The organism is Streptomyces sp. Wb2n-11 (genome assembly GCF_001049855.1).
In the GTDB taxonomy this organism is placed as follows: domain Bacteria; phylum Actinomycetota; class Actinomycetes; order Streptomycetales; family Streptomycetaceae; genus Streptomyces; species Streptomyces altiplanensis.
Window position 1 is genome coordinate 677,201 of sequence record NZ_CVPB01000001.1, and the last position, 15,944, is coordinate 693,144.

Annotated in this window: 13 protein-coding genes, 2 pseudogenes and 1 riboswitch; of the genes and pseudogenes, 7 read left to right on the forward strand and 8 right to left on the reverse strand. The window is 72.1% G+C overall.

Annotation, left to right across the window (positions count from 1 at the left end; genetic code table 11):
* Positions 1 to 27: 27 nt before the first annotated feature.
* The 5 genes from BN1555_RS38810 to BN1555_RS02985 form a co-directional block, all read right to left on the reverse strand.
* Positions 28 to 213: a hypothetical protein gene (locus BN1555_RS38810; RefSeq protein ID WP_176709932.1), complete on the reverse strand. Its 186-nt coding sequence runs from the start codon at positions 211 to 213 to the stop codon at positions 28 to 30.
* Between the two features lie 365 nt (positions 214 to 578).
* The gene (locus BN1555_RS02970) at positions 579 to 2,075 is read right to left on the reverse strand and encodes an SDR family oxidoreductase (protein WP_093797593.1); all 1,497 of its coding nucleotides are present in this window, start codon (positions 2,073 to 2,075) and stop codon (positions 579 to 581) included.
* A 166-nt stretch (positions 2,076 to 2,241) separates the two neighbouring features.
* Complete coding sequence (glgC, locus tag BN1555_RS02975) at positions 2,242 to 3,459, reverse strand: glucose-1-phosphate adenylyltransferase (RefSeq protein WP_093797595.1); 1,218 nt, start codon at positions 3,457 to 3,459, stop codon at positions 2,242 to 2,244.
* A 20-nt stretch (positions 3,460 to 3,479) separates the two neighbouring features.
* Positions 3,480 to 4,679: a glycogen synthase gene (gene glgA, locus BN1555_RS02980; RefSeq protein ID WP_093797597.1), complete on the reverse strand. Its 1,200-nt coding sequence runs from the start codon at positions 4,677 to 4,679 to the stop codon at positions 3,480 to 3,482.
* A gap of 52 nt (positions 4,680 to 4,731) precedes the next feature.
* Positions 4,732 to 5,454, reverse strand: coding sequence for a (2Fe-2S)-binding protein (locus tag BN1555_RS02985; RefSeq protein ID WP_093797599.1), 723 nt, complete (start codon positions 5,452 to 5,454; stop codon positions 4,732 to 4,734).
* A gap of 167 nt (positions 5,455 to 5,621) precedes the next feature.
* Here BN1555_RS02985 and BN1555_RS02990 point away from each other — a divergent pair, with 167 nt between their 5' ends.
* Positions 5,622 to 6,575, forward strand: a complete 954-nt coding sequence (locus BN1555_RS02990; RefSeq protein WP_176709933.1) for a DMT family transporter — start codon at positions 5,622 to 5,624, stop codon at positions 6,573 to 6,575.
* Here the strand turns inward: BN1555_RS02990 and BN1555_RS02995 are convergent.
* Positions 6,545 to 7,744: a transglycosylase family protein gene (locus BN1555_RS02995; RefSeq protein WP_093797601.1), complete on the reverse strand. Its 1,200-nt coding sequence runs from the start codon at positions 7,742 to 7,744 to the stop codon at positions 6,545 to 6,547. The two genes, BN1555_RS02990 and BN1555_RS02995, sit on opposite strands and share 31 nt — an antisense overlap.
* A gap of 1,355 nt (positions 7,745 to 9,099) precedes the next feature.
* Between BN1555_RS02995 and BN1555_RS03005 the strand changes: the two genes are divergently transcribed.
* The 3 genes and pseudogenes from BN1555_RS03005 (at position 9,100) to BN1555_RS38410 (ending at position 10,542) form a co-directional block, all read left to right on the forward strand.
* Entirely contained in the window at positions 9,100 to 9,807 is a 708-nt protein-coding gene (locus tag BN1555_RS03005; protein ID WP_093797605.1) for a DUF4232 domain-containing protein, read from the forward strand.
* Between the two features lie 67 nt (positions 9,808 to 9,874).
* Positions 9,875 to 10,018, forward strand: a pseudogene (locus BN1555_RS40035) (ABC transporter ATP-binding protein); the annotation flags it as partial.
* A gap of 296 nt (positions 10,019 to 10,314) precedes the next feature.
* A complete protein-coding gene (locus tag BN1555_RS38410; protein ID WP_141662803.1) occupies positions 10,315 to 10,542 on the forward strand; it encodes a hypothetical protein in 228 nt (75 codons plus the stop codon).
* Between the two features lie 81 nt (positions 10,543 to 10,623).
* On the opposite strand, the gene BN1555_RS40040 is transcribed toward BN1555_RS38410, so the two are convergent.
* Positions 10,624 to 10,749 carry a hypothetical protein gene (locus tag BN1555_RS40040; protein WP_255305845.1) on the reverse strand — a complete coding sequence of 42 codons (126 nt, stop codon included), beginning with the start codon at positions 10,747 to 10,749 and terminating at the stop codon, positions 10,624 to 10,626.
* 149 nt (positions 10,750 to 10,898) lie between these two features.
* On the opposite strand from BN1555_RS40040, the gene BN1555_RS03015 reads away from it, so the two are divergent.
* Both BN1555_RS03015 and BN1555_RS40045 read left to right on the forward strand, forming a co-directional pair.
* Positions 10,899 to 11,765: an AraC family transcriptional regulator gene (locus BN1555_RS03015; RefSeq protein WP_093797609.1), complete on the forward strand. Its 867-nt coding sequence runs from the start codon at positions 10,899 to 10,901 to the stop codon at positions 11,763 to 11,765.
* A gap of 68 nt (positions 11,766 to 11,833) precedes the next feature.
* Positions 11,834 to 12,174: pseudogene (locus BN1555_RS40045) on the forward strand (hypothetical protein); the annotation flags it as partial.
* Positions 12,175 to 12,504: 330 nt separating this feature from the next.
* Here BN1555_RS40045 and BN1555_RS03030 read toward each other — a convergent pair.
* Complete coding sequence (locus BN1555_RS03030; protein ID WP_093797613.1) at positions 12,505 to 13,170, reverse strand: arylsulfatase; 666 nt, start codon at positions 13,168 to 13,170, stop codon at positions 12,505 to 12,507.
* Positions 13,171 to 14,415: 1,245 nt separating this feature from the next.
* Positions 14,416 to 14,576, forward strand: a riboswitch (cyclic di-AMP (ydaO/yuaA leader).
* 2 nt (positions 14,577 to 14,578) lie between these two features.
* Between BN1555_RS03030 and BN1555_RS03040 the strand changes: the two genes are divergently transcribed.
* Positions 14,579 to 15,340, forward strand: coding sequence for a transglycosylase SLT domain-containing protein (locus tag BN1555_RS03040; RefSeq protein ID WP_093797617.1), 762 nt, complete (start codon positions 14,579 to 14,581; stop codon positions 15,338 to 15,340).
* The last annotated feature ends 604 nt before the right edge of the window (positions 15,341 to 15,944 follow it).

Genomic DNA, 15,944 nt, shown 5'->3' on the forward strand with positions numbered 1-15,944 from the left:
GGGCCCGGCAGGGGGACGGCGTACCGCTCAGTCGATTCCCGGGAGGATGTGCGGCTCCGCCAGGTCCTCCTCGTACCCCGCCAGCCTGATCGGGGCCGACCGGGACCACACTTCGAGGCTGCCGAGTTCGTCGGGCCGGCGGCGTCGGACCTGACCGGCCCCTTCGCCACGTTCGTGCAGACGTTTTTCCTGCTTTGTCATCTCTGGTGTCACCGCGCACTCCTTTGTGTCGCGTAACCCGTCGGACGTAGTGCCACGGCCTCGGCCGGGCGGCTACCGGTGACGACCGGACGCCCGACGGGTCAGGAAAATTGGGGCAGTTCGGTCGCGGTGGCGCCGGTTGTTCACACTGGAGTGGCCTTGGTGGGGCTGTCCGTGACCAACAGAGTACCCATATGAGCGCGCTTCCGCTCGATGGATTCCGCCACCTTTGGGCCTGTCGCCCCGCCGCACGGGCGGGCCGGGGCCGGCGGCCGGTACCGGAGAAGGCGGCCCCGACGCGGAAGTCCGGTGGGCGAAGGCGCACATGACGCGCCATCACCCACCGGACCTCCGGGCACCGGGCCGCTGCCCGCTTCCTACCAGTTGGCGGGGGCGTAGTCCTTGAGGAAGACGCCGAAGAGGTCTTCGCGGTCCTCGCCCCGTACGATCGGGTCGTAGACGCGGGCCGCGCCGTCGATCAGGTCGAGCGGGGCGTGGAAGCCCTCCTGGGCGAGCCGCATCTTGTCCGGGTGCGGGCGCTCGTCGGTGATCCAGCCGGTGTCGACGGCGGTCATCAGGATGCCGTCGGCCTCCAGCATCTCCTGGGCGCTGGTGCGGGTGAGCATGTTCAGCGCGGCCTTGGCCATGTTGGTGTGCGGGTGGCCGGCACCCTTGTAGCCGCGGCTGAAGACGCCCTCCATCGCGGAGACGTTCACGACGTACTTGCGCCGGGCGGCGGACGCGGCCATCGCCGGGCGCAGCCGGCTGATCAGGATGAACGGCGCCGTCGAGTTGCACAGCTGCACTTCGAGCAGCTCGACCGGGTCGACCTCGGAAACTGTCTGGATCCAGCTGTTGGTGTCGTCCAGGTCGGGTACGAGCCCGCCCGCGTCGATCGCCGTGCCCGCCTCGATCCGGGCGAGGGACGTCGAGCCCGTGACCAGCGCCAGGTCGGTGACCTGCTGGGCCGTGAGCCCCTCGGGGCGGGCCGTGGGCAGGGAGAGCTGGGCACCGGAGCCGAAGGCGCCGATGACCTGGGAGGCGGGCAGCTCACCGGCGGGCAGCGGGGCGGACTCGGCGCCGATCAGCTCGCTGTACGCGCGCGGGGAGCGGCGTACCGTCTGCGCGGCGTTGTTGATCAGGATGTCGAGCGGGCCCTCGGCCGCGACCGAGTCGGCGAGCGCCACGACCTGGGCCGGGTCGCGCAGGTCGATGCCGACGATCTTGAGGCGGTGGATCCACTCGTCGCTGTCCGGCATCGCCTTGAAGCGGCGGATCGCGTCGTTGGGGAAGCGCGTGGTGATGGTGGTGTGCGCGCCGTCGCGCAGCAGCCGCAGCGCGATGTACATGCCGATCTTGGCGCGGCCGCCGGTGAGCAGGGCGCGCCGCCCGGTCAGGTCGGTGCGGGCGTCGCGGCGGGCGCGGTTCTCGGCGGCGCACTTCTGGCACAGCTGGTGGTAGAAGGCGTCGACCTCGACGTACCGGGTCTTGCAGATGTAGCAGGACCTGGGGCGCTGGAGTATGCCCGCGATCTCGGCGGTGGCCGAGGAGGACGGCAGGAGCCCCTGCGTCTCGTCGTCGATGCGCTCGGCGGAGCCGGTGGCGGTGGCGTGGGTGACGGCCCGGTCGTGGGCGGTCTTGGCGGCGCGGCGCTCCTGGCGGCGGCGCTGCTTCACGGTCCGGTAGATGCCGGCGGTGGCGCGGCGTACCGCGATGGCGTCGGGGTGGTCGACGTCCAGCTTGTCGAGCTCGTCGAGCACGCTCAGACAGACGGCCATACGGTCCGGGTCGATGCCGGGGCCGAACACCGGGCTGTCCTGGTCGCCGTCCGGGGTGTCGCCGAACGCCGCCGGACTGTCCTCTGTCACCGTCATCGCCGCTGCTGTCCTCGTGTCGCTCGTGCTGGGAAGTACAAAATCCGAACTTTACGTAAGCGCGGTGCCCGGCGCCAAACCCTCCGCCCCCGCAGAGGGCGCGCAGCGACGTATCTCACACACCGGGGGCGGGGGCGGAGAGGAGGGGCGCGGGGGGCCGGTCCGGCTACGACACCGCCTGTCCCTTGCCGAGCGCGATGACGCCGTTCCTGGAGACGGTGTAGAGCTGCTGGTCACGCTCGGGGTTGACGCCGATCGTCGCCCCGGGCGGCACGTCGACGTTCTTGTCGAGTATCGCGCCCCTGACAACCGCTCCCCGGCCGACGCGGACGTTGTCGTGCAGCACGGAGCCCTGCACCACGGCACCCTCCTCCACCACCACGCCCGGCGACAGCACGGAGCGGGTGACCTGGCCGCGGATGAGGCACCCCGCGCTGACGATCGACTCGCCCGCTATGCCGCCGGCCACGAAGCGGGCGGGCGGCAGCTGGCCGGGGTGGGTGTAGACGGGCCAGCGGCGGTTGTGCAGGCTGAACTGCGGCTGCTCCGAGATGAGGTCCATGTGGGCGTCGTAGTACGTGTCGAGAGTGCCGACGTCACGCCAGTAGCCGTGCTCGTGCGGCGTCTCCCCGGGAACGTGGTTGTCGTCGAAGTCGTACACCTGGGCCACGCCGCGCTCGGTGAGCATGGGCACGATGGATCCGCCCATGTCGTGCACCGAGCTTTCGTCCTCGGCGTCCCGGTGCAGGGCGTCGACGAGCACCTTGGCGGTGAACATGTAGTTGCCCATGGAAGCGAAGACACGGCCCGGGTCGCCCGGCAGGCCGGGCGGGTCGGCGGGCTTCTCCAGGAACCGTTCGATCCTGGTCCCGTCGGACGCGGGCGTGATGACGCCGAAGGACGACGCCTGGCCGCGCGGTACGCGGATCCCCGCGACGGTGACGCCCGCGCCGCTCTCGATATGGTGCTGCAGCATCTGCCGGGGGTCCATGCGGTAGACGTGGTCGGCCCCGAACACCGCGATGTAGTCGGGCTGTTCGTCGTGCACGAGGTTGAGCGACTGGAGGATCGCGTCGGCGCTCCCCAGGTACCAGCGCGGACCGAGCCGCTGCTGGGCGGGGACCGGGGTGACGTAGTTGCCGAGGAGGCTGGACATCCGCCAGGTGGTGGTCACATGCCGGTCCAACGAGTGCGACTTGTACTGCGTCAGGACGCAGTTGCGCAGGATGTCGCCGTTCACCAGGTTCGACAGGACGAAGTCGACGAGCCGGTACGTGCCGCCGAACGTCACCGCCGGTTTGGCCCGGTCGGCGGTCAGCGGCATCAGCCGTTTGCCCTCCCCGCCCGCCAGGACGATCCCGAGCACCGAAGGTCCACCACGCATCTGCCGCCTCCTGCTCGCCGCTATCCGGACTTGAGAATCTCCTCGTACACCTCGGCCGTGCGACGTGCCACGGCCTCCCAGCCGAACTCCCTCACGGCCCGCCGGCGGCCCTCCTCACCCATCCGCAGCGCTGTCCGCCGCTCGCCGGTCAGCCGGTTGATGCCGTCGGCCAGGCCCGCCTCGAAGGCCTCGGGGTCCGGCTCCGCGTACGGGACGAGAAGCCCGGTGCCGCCGTCCTCGACGACCTCGGGGATGCCGCCGACCGCCGAGGCGACGACGGGTGTGCCGCACGCCATCGCCTCCAGGTTGACGATGCCCAGCGGCTCGTACACCGAGGGGCAGACGAACACCGCGGCATGGGTGAGGAGTTGGACCACGTCCGGGCGCGGCAGCATCTCGGGGATCCAGTGCACGCCGTCGCGGGTGCGGCGCAGCTCGTCGACGAGCTCGCGGAACTCCCGCTCGATCTCCGGGGTGTCGGGGGCTCCGGCGCACAGGACGAGCTGTGTCGACGGATCCAGGAGCCGGGCCGCGCGCAGCAGGTGCGGGACGCCCTTCTGGCGGGTGATGCGGCCGACGAAGAGGACGTACGGGCGCTGCCGGTCGATCCCGGTGCGCCGCAGTACGTCCGTGGCGGGGTCGGGGCGGTAGAGCGAGGTGTCGATGCCGTTGTGCACGACCCGTACGCGGGCCGGGTCGAGCGCCGGATAGCTGCGGAGGATGTCGGCGCGCATGCCGTGCGAGACGGCGACGACGGCGTCGGCCGACTCGATCGCGGTGCGCTCGGCCCAGCCGGACAGGGCGTAGCCGCCGCCCAGCTGCTCGGCCTTCCAGGGGCGCAGGGGCTCCAGCGAGTGCGCGGTCATGACGTGCGGGATGCCGTGCAGCAGCTTCCCGAAGTGGCCCGCGAGGTTGGCGTACCAGGTGTGGGAGTGGACCAGGTCGCACCCTTCCAGGGCCGCCGCCATCGACAGGTCGACGGAGAAGGTGCGCAGTGCGTCGTTCGCACGGTCCAGGGCGGGGTCGGGGCGGTGGCGCAGTACGCCGTCGTCTTCCGCGGTGCCGGTGCCGGTGCCTGTACCTGTACCGGTGCTTGTGCCCCAGCAGTGCACTTCCACGTCGACGAGGGACCGTAACTCGCGGGCCAGGAACTCCACATGGACCCCGGCTCCGCCGTAGACGTCCGGCGGATACTCACGGGTGAGCAGTCCCACCTTCACCGCGGCCCCCCGTCCTCGCCCTCCCCGATGGTCACTCGGGTGCCCTCGATGGTCACTCAGAAACGAGCCGTGCGGAAGACCGCCTCGGAGGGCGGTCGAACACGCAGTCGCCGCACAGGCCGCCGGACGGGCAGCGGTAGTAGAGGCAGCAGCTGCGGCGGCGGAAGGACGCGTCGTCCCGGGACAGGGCGCCGGCGGTCCGCAGGCCGGGGTGGCGGAAGAGCTCGGCGGTCAGCGCCAGGGCCCGCTCCCCCGCTTCGGGGCGCCCGTTCTTCCGCGCCCAGGCGTGGAGTTCGCGGGCGGCACCGGCCAGCGCCGATCCCGCGTTGCCCCACAGCAGCGGGGACGAGATGCTGCCGCCTCGGCGCAGCGCGGCCGCGAGCGGTACGAGATGTCCGTACTGGACCACCTCGCGGATGCGGTCGGCGGTGGCGGGCAGCATGCGCGGCGGCTCCGCCAGCCACAGGTCGTCCGGCGACGACAGGCCGGCGTCCCACCGCAGTGCGTCCGGCGGGAGGTCGGGGAACTCGCCGTACAGCGCGGCCGGGCCCAGGGCGAGCGACCACAGCCGGGCGGCGAGGCCGAGGTGCGCGATCGAGGCGGCGACTCTGCGCTCGGGGGCGCGCAGCCGCGCGGCGACCCTGTCGACGCGGAACGTCAGCGGGGCCGCCTCGCCCGCGTAGATCCGCGCGAGCGGGACGTGGCCGCCGCCGTCCGGTGCCCGGGTGCGCAACGCGAAGAACCCTCCTATCGACGCCACTTCCGCAAGATCCATGTCCCCGCTCCTGTGTGTTCGTACGGATGGACGGCTTCCACCCCGCGGCATGCCGGACACCCCCGGGAGGAGGACCTTGGGCGTACGCCCGTACTACGTGAGCAGTACGTACGAATGCCTGCTCAAGGACGACGACACGAACGCTCCGGGAAGACATCGTGGAGTCCATGAGTGCTCTCGCGCTGTCCGTGCTCCTGGCGCTGGTCTCCGCTGTCGCCTATGCGGCAGGGGCCATTGTCCAGGAACGCGTCGCGTCCACGGCCCCGGCCCGTCCGTACGCCCCGCTGCGCCACGGCGGGTGGTGGGCCGCCGTGGCGCTCAACGGGCTCGGCGCGCTGCTGCACGTGGGGGCGCTGGCGTACGGGCCGCTGAGCCTGGTCCAGCCGCTGGGCGCGCTGACCATCGTCTTCGCGCTGCCGATGGCGGCCGTGTTCGTGGGACGCCGGGCGGGCGCCGTCGCCTGGCGCGGCGCGATCATGGCGTCGGCCGGTCTGGCGGGGCTCCTGTCGCTGACCGGCACGGCCGACGCGCAGTCGCTGGACGGCGGCGAACGGCTGATGACGGCGCTGGTGACGTTCGGCGGGGTGGTGGTGGTGTTCCTCGTCGCACAGCGGGTGCACCATGCGGTCGTGCGCAGCGTCCTGCTGGCGACGGCGGCGGGCACCGCGTTCGGTATCGCCTCGGTGTTCACCAAGACGGTGGCCGTCGACTGGACGGCATCGGACGGACTGGACGGACTGGACGGACTGCTGCCGAGCCTGCTGGCCGTCGCGGGGCTCGCGGCCGCGGGCATGCTGCTCTCCCAGGCCGCCTACCGGGGCGCCGGGCTGGCCGCCCCGCTCGCCACGGTCACCGTGGTCAACCCGGTGGTCTCGGCCGCGGTGGGCATCGCGCTCTTCGGCGAGCACTTCAGGTACGGTGCGACCGGCACCGCCCTGGCGCTGGGCTGCGGGGTCGTCGCGGCGGGCGGGCTGATACTGCTGACGACGGAGCGGCTCGGGGGCCGCACCGGCACGACACACGGGCGCCCGCCGGCCGCAGGGCCGCAGGTACGTGTTCCGAGGCAGCGGTCGCGGACCCGGGAGGCGGCTCAGACGGTGACACCGCCCGCCCTGAGGTAGGCCAGCGGGTCGATGTCCGAGCCGTAGCCCGGCCCGGTACGCACCTCGAAGTGGAGGTGCGGGCCCGTGCTGTTGCCGGTGGAACCGGAGCGGCCGATGCGCTGGCCGACGCCCACCTTCTGGCCCTCGCGCACGGTGAGCGCCGAGAGGTGCCCGTACTGGCTGTACTTGCCGTCGGTGTGCTGGACGACGACCTGGTAGCCGTACGCACCGCCCCAGCCGGCCGAGACGACCCTGCCGGAAGCGACGGACTTCACGGCGGTGCCGGTGGGCACCGGGAAGTCGACCCCGGTGTGGTAGCCCTTGGACCAGGAGGAACCGGCCGCGCGGTAGGGCGTACTGGGGCCGGTGTCCACCGGGGCGGAGAGCCCCGATGTCCTGCCGGCCCTGCTCACCTTGCTGTCCTTCTTCTCCTGGCCGGCCTTGCTGTCCCGCTTGGGTGGTGCGGTGGCCGGGGCGCGCTCGGCTTCGGCCCGTCCGCCGGTTCCCGTGCCCGTGCCCGGCGCGGCTTTCTGCGCACCGCGCAGGACCAGCCGCTGCCCCGGATGGATCAGGTCGGGGTCGCTGCCGACGACCTTGCGGTTCGCGGCGTACAGACCCTCCCAACCGCCCTTGACGTTCTCGGTGTCCGCGATGGTCGAGAGGGTGTCACCGTGGTCGACGGTGTACGTCCTGTCCTTCGCCGAGCCCTTCGTTTCGGGCGCGTTGGGGGCCGACGTCTTCCTGGCCTCCGTCCTGGACCGCTCGGGCTTTTCCGTCTTCGGCCCCGTGCTGATGTCCGGCGCGCCGCCGCCGCGGGTCAGGCCCGCCCGCACCGAGCACAGCGGCCAGGCCGTCGGCCCCTGCCCCTTGAGCACCTTCTCCGCGACGGCGATCTGCTGGTCCTTGGTCGCGAGGTCGGCGCGCGGGGCGTAGGCCGTACCGCCGTACGCCTGCCAGGTGGACTGCTTGAACTGAAGCCCGCCGTAATAGCCGTTGCCCGTGTTGATCTTCCAGTTGTCGGTCGACTCGCAGGCCGCGACCTTCTCCCAGACGTCCACCGACGCCGCCTCCGCCGATGCCGGTGCGACCAGCGGCAGGGCTATCCCGGCTCCGCCGGCCGTGACCGTCAGCGACGCACGGTTGATACGGCTCGGCTGGTACCGGCGGTGTCGACCGGATGCGGCCATGGCTCAGTTCCCCCCACTCACACGACGGACACGTGGCAATCGGCAAAAGTACGGCCCCCCGTGGGCCGTGACAAGGGCCAGTAAGCCGAACTCTCCCCTGCCGGTGGCATATTGACCACCCCTCTGCCGGTCTGCCGCCAGCTTCCCACCACGCCGGGCAGGAGCGGGCCGGAATCCGGAAACCGCCGCGCGGCTCGAAGAACCGCGGACAGCCGCGTCTGCCGATACGTACATACCTCCACGGACGCGGACGCAGGCGTTCCAGGAGCTCGCGCAGGAGTGGAAGGCCCAGGCCGGTGCAACGGGGCTGGCGGCCGACGGGCACGGGGGGCGTGGTCCGGCGAGCACGGCACGCGCAGCATGGCTCACACGGGTCACCGCCGGGCCCGGTAGAGGCCGGGAGTGTTTCAGGGAAGCCACAGCGTTTGACCGGTACCACCTGTCGCAGGTCGGGTCGTCGGCGAACGCGACGAGGAGTTCGACGCCTTCGGCGCGGTGTCTGTCCAGCTCCGCCAGGGCACGGGCGGCTACGACACGGGCGTCCCCCGGCGGGGCGGGGTCTGCGGCGAACGCAGTGGGGAGGGCCGCCGAGCCTCGCTCTCCGGGTTTGGCCAGGGCCGCGGCCGCCGGCGTCCGGACCCAGCCGTCCACGGGGGTGTCGTCGGCGAAGGGGACGAGGAGGGCGATGCCCTCCTCACGGTGCCCGTCCAGCGAGGCCGGCTCCTGAGCGGCTTCCACACGATGGTTCGTGTCCATGGTGGTGTCCGCCGCCAGTGCGGTGAGCGTCTCGACGGCCTCGTCCCGGCGCGCGGCGGAGCGTGCCAGGGCTGTCAGCGCGCGCACGCGGTCGTCACCTCCGAAGCCGCCGGTGAGGGCGGCGGGCAGGACATGTTGCCGTTCGCCGGCCTGACCGAGATCCCGACTGACCCGGTCGGCACCGGCGTTGGAGCGGTAAGCGGCGCTCCTGTCCCGTTGTCCGCACCTGCCGGGTTCCGGCACCGGCCGGGTCCGGGCTGGTACGCCACCACGACCAGTCCCGCCACCGGGCCGAGCACCACTCCGGCCGTCGCCCGCACGGTGAACAGACCCGCCCATGGCCTTCGTCCCCCCTCTCTCGTCCCTCGTCGCTCGCTCCACCTGTGCGACGAGCACGAAGACGGAGAGGTCCAGTCGCAGGGCGCGCTGTGCCGAACCGTACGAAGGAGCCGGGCTTCGTTTGTCACAGCGTCGTGACGAGGGTGTCTTGATCAGGTCCATGATCGAACCTGTCGGCGGAGCGAGCCGTCGTACTGGTGGAGAACGCGCAACCGCAGAACACGCTGCGGTCCGCTCACCGACCGGGAGGAACACCCGTCATGAACCGCCGCCTGCGCACCGCCCTCGCCGTCTCCGCCGCCCTGAGCGCCGGACTGTTCATGACCGCCTGCGGAGGCGGTTCGACCGAGGCCGCCGACAAGACCGGGACGGCCTCCTCCGGCACTCCCGCAGCCACGGCCACCGCTGCCACGAGCACGCCGAGCGCCGCACAGGACGGCGGCAACGGCGACAAGGACAACAGCGCCGCGAGGACCAGCCTGTCGACGGCCGGCAACGGCGGCAGGACCAAGGACAAGTCCTCGTCGTCCGCGGGCGGCTCCGGCACCGGCGACAAGTCCGGCTACGGCCAGAGCTGCGGCACCAACGACCTCCAGTGGTCCGCCAAGCCCATGACCCAGGCCGGCGGCTACTACCAGGTCAGCGTCAAGGCCAAGTCCGGCATCACCTGTGTGCTGCCCGCCGGTCTGCCCGTCTTCGCCTTCGGCTCCGGCGGCACCCAGGCCGGCCCCGCCGAGCAGGTCGCGGGCGAGGAGATCACCCTCACCGGCGGCAAGACGGTGTACGCGGGTGTCACACCGAAGAGCACCAACAGCGACACCGGCACGGAGTACGGCACGATCATCGCCTCCGTCAGCGAGGCCGACCCCAACCCCATCTCTCTGAAGGTCGGCAGCATCCTCGTCGACAAGCCCCTCACGACCAACTGGCACACCAACCCGGCCGACGCCGTCCCGTTCACCTCCTGAACCGTGACGGCACCGATGCCCGCCCTGCACACGATGCGGGCGGGCGGGCAGGCGGCAAGGAGAGACCGTGGACAACGACAGGCACTCCGGGGAGCCGGTGACCGAGGCGTACGGCCTCCGCGGGAAGCACCGGCGGGGGCAGGCGCTGCGTGACTGCTCGCCGCGGCTGCCGGCCGGCCGGACATGCGGGCCGACCGGCCCGAACGGCTCTCACTGTCACCCTCGGCCGGGTACCGGGCCCCAGTGGTGACAACGGCCGTGGAGCCGCCCGGCCGAAACGGGCGGCCGAACGGGCCGAGAACAGCGCGTCGTCGCGCAGGACGTCGGGCCGGTGCAGGTCGTGCAGCGCCTGGCGCACGGTCTCGTCGCACTCCTCCCGGTCGATCTCCTTGAAGTACGGCTCCATCGGCCCGTAGCGCTTGAGGTGGGTGAGCGCCCTGATCGCGCCCACCGTCTCCGCCTCGGGGCGGACTTGGCGCGTTCGAGCAGGCAGTGGCCGGTGCGGACGTGCACGCACTCGTCGTGGTCCAGGACCTCACCGACCCGACCGTGCGGGGACGGGCCCTGCCTTCCGTACTGGCTGAACGGCGGCTCCCGCAGCCACTCGCACATCCCGGCGGCCCGGTCGTCGCCTACCACTTCGCCCAGCAGGATCTCGGTCGTCGTCAGGGCGCGGGACACGGTCTCCAGGACCGACCGACGGCCCTGGGGGCAGTTCACCGACGAGCGCGGTGAGCGGGGTGGCGATCACGTCGGGGCCGGGTACCCACTGCGCGGTGTCCGGCGAACCCGGTGGTTCGGCGGAGGCCGCCAGGTTCAGGGCGAGCGAGTGGGACGCGCGCGGCGATCCGGGGGAGAGAGCTCGCCGTCGGCGAGCAGCGTGAAGACCTGGGCCGGGCCGGCGTGCGGCCCGGCGCGGAAGGCGTCGAGTGCATTGATCACGGCGCCCGTGTCCCTCGTCGTGGTGGACGCGGGTGTGGGGTGCGCGGGCCGTCGGGGGCCGGCGTACCCGACCGGGCCGGGCACAGGATGTCGGGTCCGGCAGGGTGGGTCCTTCCTAGCGTGAGTGACCGGGAGGGAAGGAGGCCGGGGTGCTGGAGCGGCTGAACCAGGCCATGGAGCACATCGAGTGCCACCTTGATCAGCGGATCGAGGTGGCCGACCTGGCGCGGATCGCGGTGACGTCGGAGTACCACTTCCGGCGGCTGTTCTCCGCGCTGGCGGGGATCCCGCTCTCGGAGTACGTCCGGCGCAGGCGGCTGACGGTCGCGGGTGCCGAGGTGCTGGGCGGGGAGCGGACGCTGCTGGAGGTCGCGGTGCGTTACGGCTACACCTCGGGGGAGGCGTTCGCGCGTGCGTTCCGCGTCATGCACGGCGTCGGTCCCGGCGAGGCCAGGCGGACCGGTGCGCGCCTGCAGTCCCAGCCACGGATGTCCTTCCGCCTCATCGTCGAAGGGAGCAGCAGCATGCAGTACAAGATCGTGGAGAAGGACGAGTTCCGTGTGGTCGGCAGGAAGGCGCGTGTCCCGCTCGTGCATGAGGGGGCGAACCCTGCCATCGCCGCCTTCATCCGGGGGATCGGCCAGGAGACGCTGCGGCGCATCGAGAGTCTGTCCGACCAGGAGCCGGAGGGGATCATCTCGGTGAGCGACGACCTGGACGAGAGCCGCGCCGAGGGAACCGAACTCGACTACTACCACGGCGTGGTGACGCGCGCCGCGGTGCCCGAGGACATGGACGCGCTCACCGTCCCGGCCGGGACGTGGGCCGTCTTCGAAAGCTCCGGGCCGTTTCCGCGGACGCTCCAGTACCTGTGGCGGGACGTGTTCACGCAGTGGTTCCCGTCCAATCCCTACCGGAGCCGGCCGGGGCCCGAGATCCTGCGGACCCGGCTGTCGCGGGACGGGACACAGGCGGACGCGGAGCTGTGGATCCCCGTGGAGCGGACAGCGGCCTGAGCCACGGCGCACGGCGGTCCTGGGCCGCCACGTACTGGAGACGCCGATCGGACTGGCGCGCGGACCGCGTCGTCCGGGCGGTGTCCCCGACCGGATCAGGGCCGCGTACGACGCCGGACCCGGCCCGCCGAGCCTGCTCTCCGACCAGGGGTTCACCGAGGGGACCGGTGCCGCGCAGGGCGGCCGGCGCGTGGTGGCGGCGCGCCCGCCGGGTGTGCCGGCGCGGGGCTTCCCGGCGGCCCCGGCGTACTACGACGCGCTGCGCGCGGAGCGGCTGCCCGCGGCCCTCACCCAGGGGCAGTGCGACTTCTCCGGCGCGCACGCCTGCCGGCGCACCGACCGCGAGGGTTCGTTCCACACCCTCAGGACCCTCGGGGACGGTGTCCGGCCGGAAGCGCCCGCCCGCTGATCAGACCCCCGTGGGTCCCGGGGCCGGCTCGGGATCGGGTACGGGCTCGGGCCCCGGGGGCTTCGGGATCGGATCGGGCCCCGGCTCCGGCGGAACCGGCACCGGGCCGGGTCCCGGGCCCGGCAGGGGGCCCGGATCGGGGCCGGGCGGGCCGGGGGAAGGGATCGGCGACGGCGGTACGGGGTCCGGGTACGGATGGGTCATGGCTGGCCTCCTGCCTGTCGTGCGACGGGGTCAAGACCCACTTTCTCCCTGTGCGGCTGCCCCCGCCCGCCGGGGTCACACATCCGGGTACGGGCAAACCGGAGTAACTGGTACCGGCGGGCGCCGTCACCCCTGCCGGACGGTCGCCGCCGCCGCGCGCAGGCCGGGCCCCGGGCTGGAGAGCACGGGCACGGCGGTGCGGCCGTCGCGGGTGCGGGCGGCCGCGTCCGCCATGGACGCCTGGGCCAGCACCACCACGTCCACCCCGGTGACCGCGTCGACGGCCCGGGCGACGAGGTCCAGGTAGCCGTCCCGGTCGCCGTCCTCGAAGCGCTTCCACGCGCCTTCGGCCCGCACGGTACGGATGTCGGCCCGCCGCTCCGCCGCGTCCGCCTCCTCCCTGATCAGGTCGCACGTGGGACCGAAAGTACTGTCCACCGAGGCGACCACCGCTATGCGGACCGTGTCGCGCTCCGGCGCGGCGGCGACGGCGGCGGCCGCCATCGGGCGGTCCACCCGCAGCACGGGGACGCCGAGCCGCGCACCGTACGCCTCCGCCGTCGCGCCGATGGTGGAGCACGTGCAGAGTACGGCCGTGGTCCTGCCCTCACCGACGGCCGCGGCGAGCACCGCGGCGATCGCGGAGTCAGCGGCGCCGGGCCCGCCGGAGCGGGCCTTCGCCAGCAGTTCCTCGTGCACCACGTGGCGCATTTCGAGGCCGGGGTGTTCACGGTCGCGCAACGCGTCGAAGACGGGGACGTGGACGGGCGAGGTGTGCAGCAGTGTGAGCATGCTCGTGATGCTAGGGCGTGACCAGGACGTTTCCCCGGCTCGGAGCGGTCTGCGGGCCCGTACGCATGCCGGGTTCGACGGCCGCGCCCTGACCCAGGTGCTCCTCGAGGAGGCGATCCCGTATCAGGACCTGCCGATGCGGGAGGAGCGCGGGGGGCCGGACGGCTTCTTCTCCACCGGCGTACCGGACCTCTCGGACGGCGAACTCCCCTTCCAGGAGCGGGTCGTCGCCGCCCACCCGGATCTGGAGGAGCTGAGGCGTCGGCCGCCGCCCGGTGCGGGCGTGCCCGCACGACCGAGCGCGTGCAGGCGGACGAGGCCGGCAAGGAGTGGCCGCGGGACTGCCACCTCGCCAGCACCGAATCGCCTGCACCGAAGGGAATCCCGCCGTGCTCAAGGGACCTGACGATCCGTTGCTGGAGCCTCTGGACGCCTGCCTCGACTCCCCGCTCCCCTCCCCGTGACTGCCCAGTCCTTCCGGGTTGATCGCCGCGGCGGACCTGCGGCTGCTGCCGAGCGACGGCTTCGCCGCACTCGGGGAGCATCTGGCCGCCGACAGCGGCCGGGCACCGGGCTGGGTGCGGCACCCCCGCGCGCTCGGCGCCGCACCTGTTGGAGGGACGCGTCAAGGCGTGGACCGGCTGGAAGCCGGTCCACTTCGAGGCGGCGGCAGCCGAACTGGGCGAGTCGGAGCCGGTGTTGCGCACGGACCGCCGCGTCTCCCCGTCCAGACGTCGAGGCGTCGAGGCATCAGGGCGTCGAGGCGTCGAGGCATCAGGGCGTCGACGCCCGGCCCGCTGCCCCCGGCCGGGGAAGCCGGTCGGCATACATCTGGCGACGGTGCCCTCCGGCCCACCGCCCACGCTTTCCCGCGTACACGGGAGGGCCGTAACGGCTGGAGCCGACCGGAAAGGGCCTCGAACCTCCGCATTTCCATATCGGACTAAATACCCCCATGACATGCCATGTCGTATGCATGCAGAGGCGGTTGCGTGCCCGCTCCTGACCGGCGGTGCATCCCAAGTGATATGAGTCACGGCCCTCGACGGCATGATCGAAGCGGCGGAGGGCACAGTTCCGGCCCACAGAAAGAAAGTTGAGTTCTCACTCAAGGCGCGCGACGGAATTTCCTCCGTCCGGAACCGCGACATGGATCTTGCGGAGCAATTTCAGAGCTTGTTCCGCCCGGCCTCTCTCGCTTACGGTCACCGTCAATCCGGGTGGACCGCCGAATCCTGCCGCCGTCCGGAAACCACACCTACTCACGTACGGCAGGAGCGGGGGACCCAGGTAAGCCGCCGATCCGGAATTCCGGAACGGCTTGGGGTGAAGTCGCATTCACATGCGGCCGGGCATCTCCAGCCCGAACCCGACAGCTCACCTCGCAGGCGACGGAGAGGAAATCACCATGCCCGCAAAGGGTAAGCACCGTCGTTCCAGGTACGGCTCACTCACTCGGGGCTTCATCGCCGCGGGTACGGGAGGCGCCGCACTCGTCCTCCCGCTCATCGGCGCGACCTCCGCCGGCGCGGCGCCGCAGGCCGCCGCTGCCGAGAAGGCCGACTCCGTCATCTACGCCGTGATGTCGGGCGACTCGCTCTCCAAGATCGCCGGTGACCACTCCGTGGCCGGCGGCTGGAAGAAGCTGTACCAGGACAACCGGGAGGCCGTCGGCGCCAACCCCTCGCTGATCCGTCCCGGCCTCGAGCTGACGATCGCCAGGGGGGCCGAGGCCAAGACCGAGGCCGAGGCCGAGACGCCGGCGTCCTCCGAGCGGGCCGACCGTTCCGAGCGGAAGACCGCACCGGCCGCCGAAAGCGACGCCCCCGCCGTGGAAACCGCGTCCTATTCCAACGACCTCGACGGCTGGATCAAGGAATCGCTGGCCGTCATGGCCAAGCACGGTATTCCCGGCACGTATGAGGGAATTCACAGGAACATCATGCGTGAGTCCTCGGGCAACCCGCGGGCCATCAACAACTGGGACTCCAACGCTGTCGCCGGCACTCCGTCCAAGGGCCTTCTCCAGGTGATCCAGCCGACGTTCCAGGCCTATCACGTGCCCGGTACGTCGACGGACAGTTACGACCCGGTCGCCAATATCACCGCCGCGTGCAACTACGCCGCCGACCGGTACGGCTCGATCGACAATGTGAACGGCCCCTACTAGAAGGCCCGCGTCCTCGGCCCCGCTCCCCCAGCCGTTCAGGCGGCGGAGCGGGGCCGTCGGCGTTGTCCGTCCGGGCCCGTGAGCCGGGAGGTTCCCGTCGAGCGGCCGCAGCGGCCGCGCACGGGCCTTCTACGCCGCGTTCCCGACCTCGCGGTCCCCCTCCCCTCGCAGGGCGGCCCTCCGCCTCGGTGAACGACATCTCCGGCGGCGGGTCTCGGGGCATGGCGGAACATGCGGGTGAGGTGGACCACACCGAGCCCCAGCCGGACGAGGCCCAGGGTGAACGCCTCGCCGCCGAGGCCGTACAGCGGGCAAGGATCCGCCACCGCACCGGTCCCGGATGCGACGACGTACGACAGCGGGCCCGGGCCGCCTCCGTCGCGGCGCCGGCGCGCGCAGGTGACGGGGGACCGCGACATTGACGAACGTGAAGGCGACGGTCCACCCCGGAGCGGCACGCCGGGGAACCGTGCCTGCGGGTACGCCCCACCGATGAGCCGGATGGTCATCGGGAGGAAGAGGTAGCCGAGCCGGGGCGCCGTGACAGATCGCGAGTCCGGTCCGCCCGGTGCCGCGGACGTCGAAGACCACGAACCGGCCCCTC

Excerpts from the sequence above, each read along its gene's own strand:
- BN1555_RS02995 (WP_093797601.1), bottom strand. The coding sequence starts at position 7,744 with ATGGCCGCATCCGGTCGACACCGCCGGTACCAGCCGAGCCGTATCAAC.
- BN1555_RS02970 (WP_093797593.1), bottom strand. The coding sequence starts at position 2,075 with ATGACGGTGACAGAGGACAGTCCGGCGGCGTTCGGCGACACCCCGGAC.
- glgC (WP_093797595.1), bottom strand. The coding sequence starts at position 3,459 with ATGCGTGGTGGACCTTCGGTGCTCGGGATCGTCCTGGCGGGCGGGGAG.
- BN1555_RS03005 (WP_093797605.1), top strand. The coding sequence starts at position 9,100 with ATGAACCGCCGCCTGCGCACCGCCCTCGCCGTCTCCGCCGCCCTGAGC.
- BN1555_RS02990 (WP_176709933.1), top strand. The coding sequence starts at position 5,622 with ATGAGTGCTCTCGCGCTGTCCGTGCTCCTGGCGCTGGTCTCCGCTGTC.
- BN1555_RS03030 (WP_093797613.1), bottom strand. The coding sequence starts at position 13,170 with ATGCTCACACTGCTGCACACCTCGCCCGTCCACGTCCCCGTCTTCGAC.
- BN1555_RS02985 (WP_093797599.1), bottom strand. The coding sequence starts at position 5,454 with ATGGATCTTGCGGAAGTGGCGTCGATAGGAGGGTTCTTCGCGTTGCGC.
- BN1555_RS03040 (WP_093797617.1), top strand. The coding sequence starts at position 14,579 with ATGCCCGCAAAGGGTAAGCACCGTCGTTCCAGGTACGGCTCACTCACT.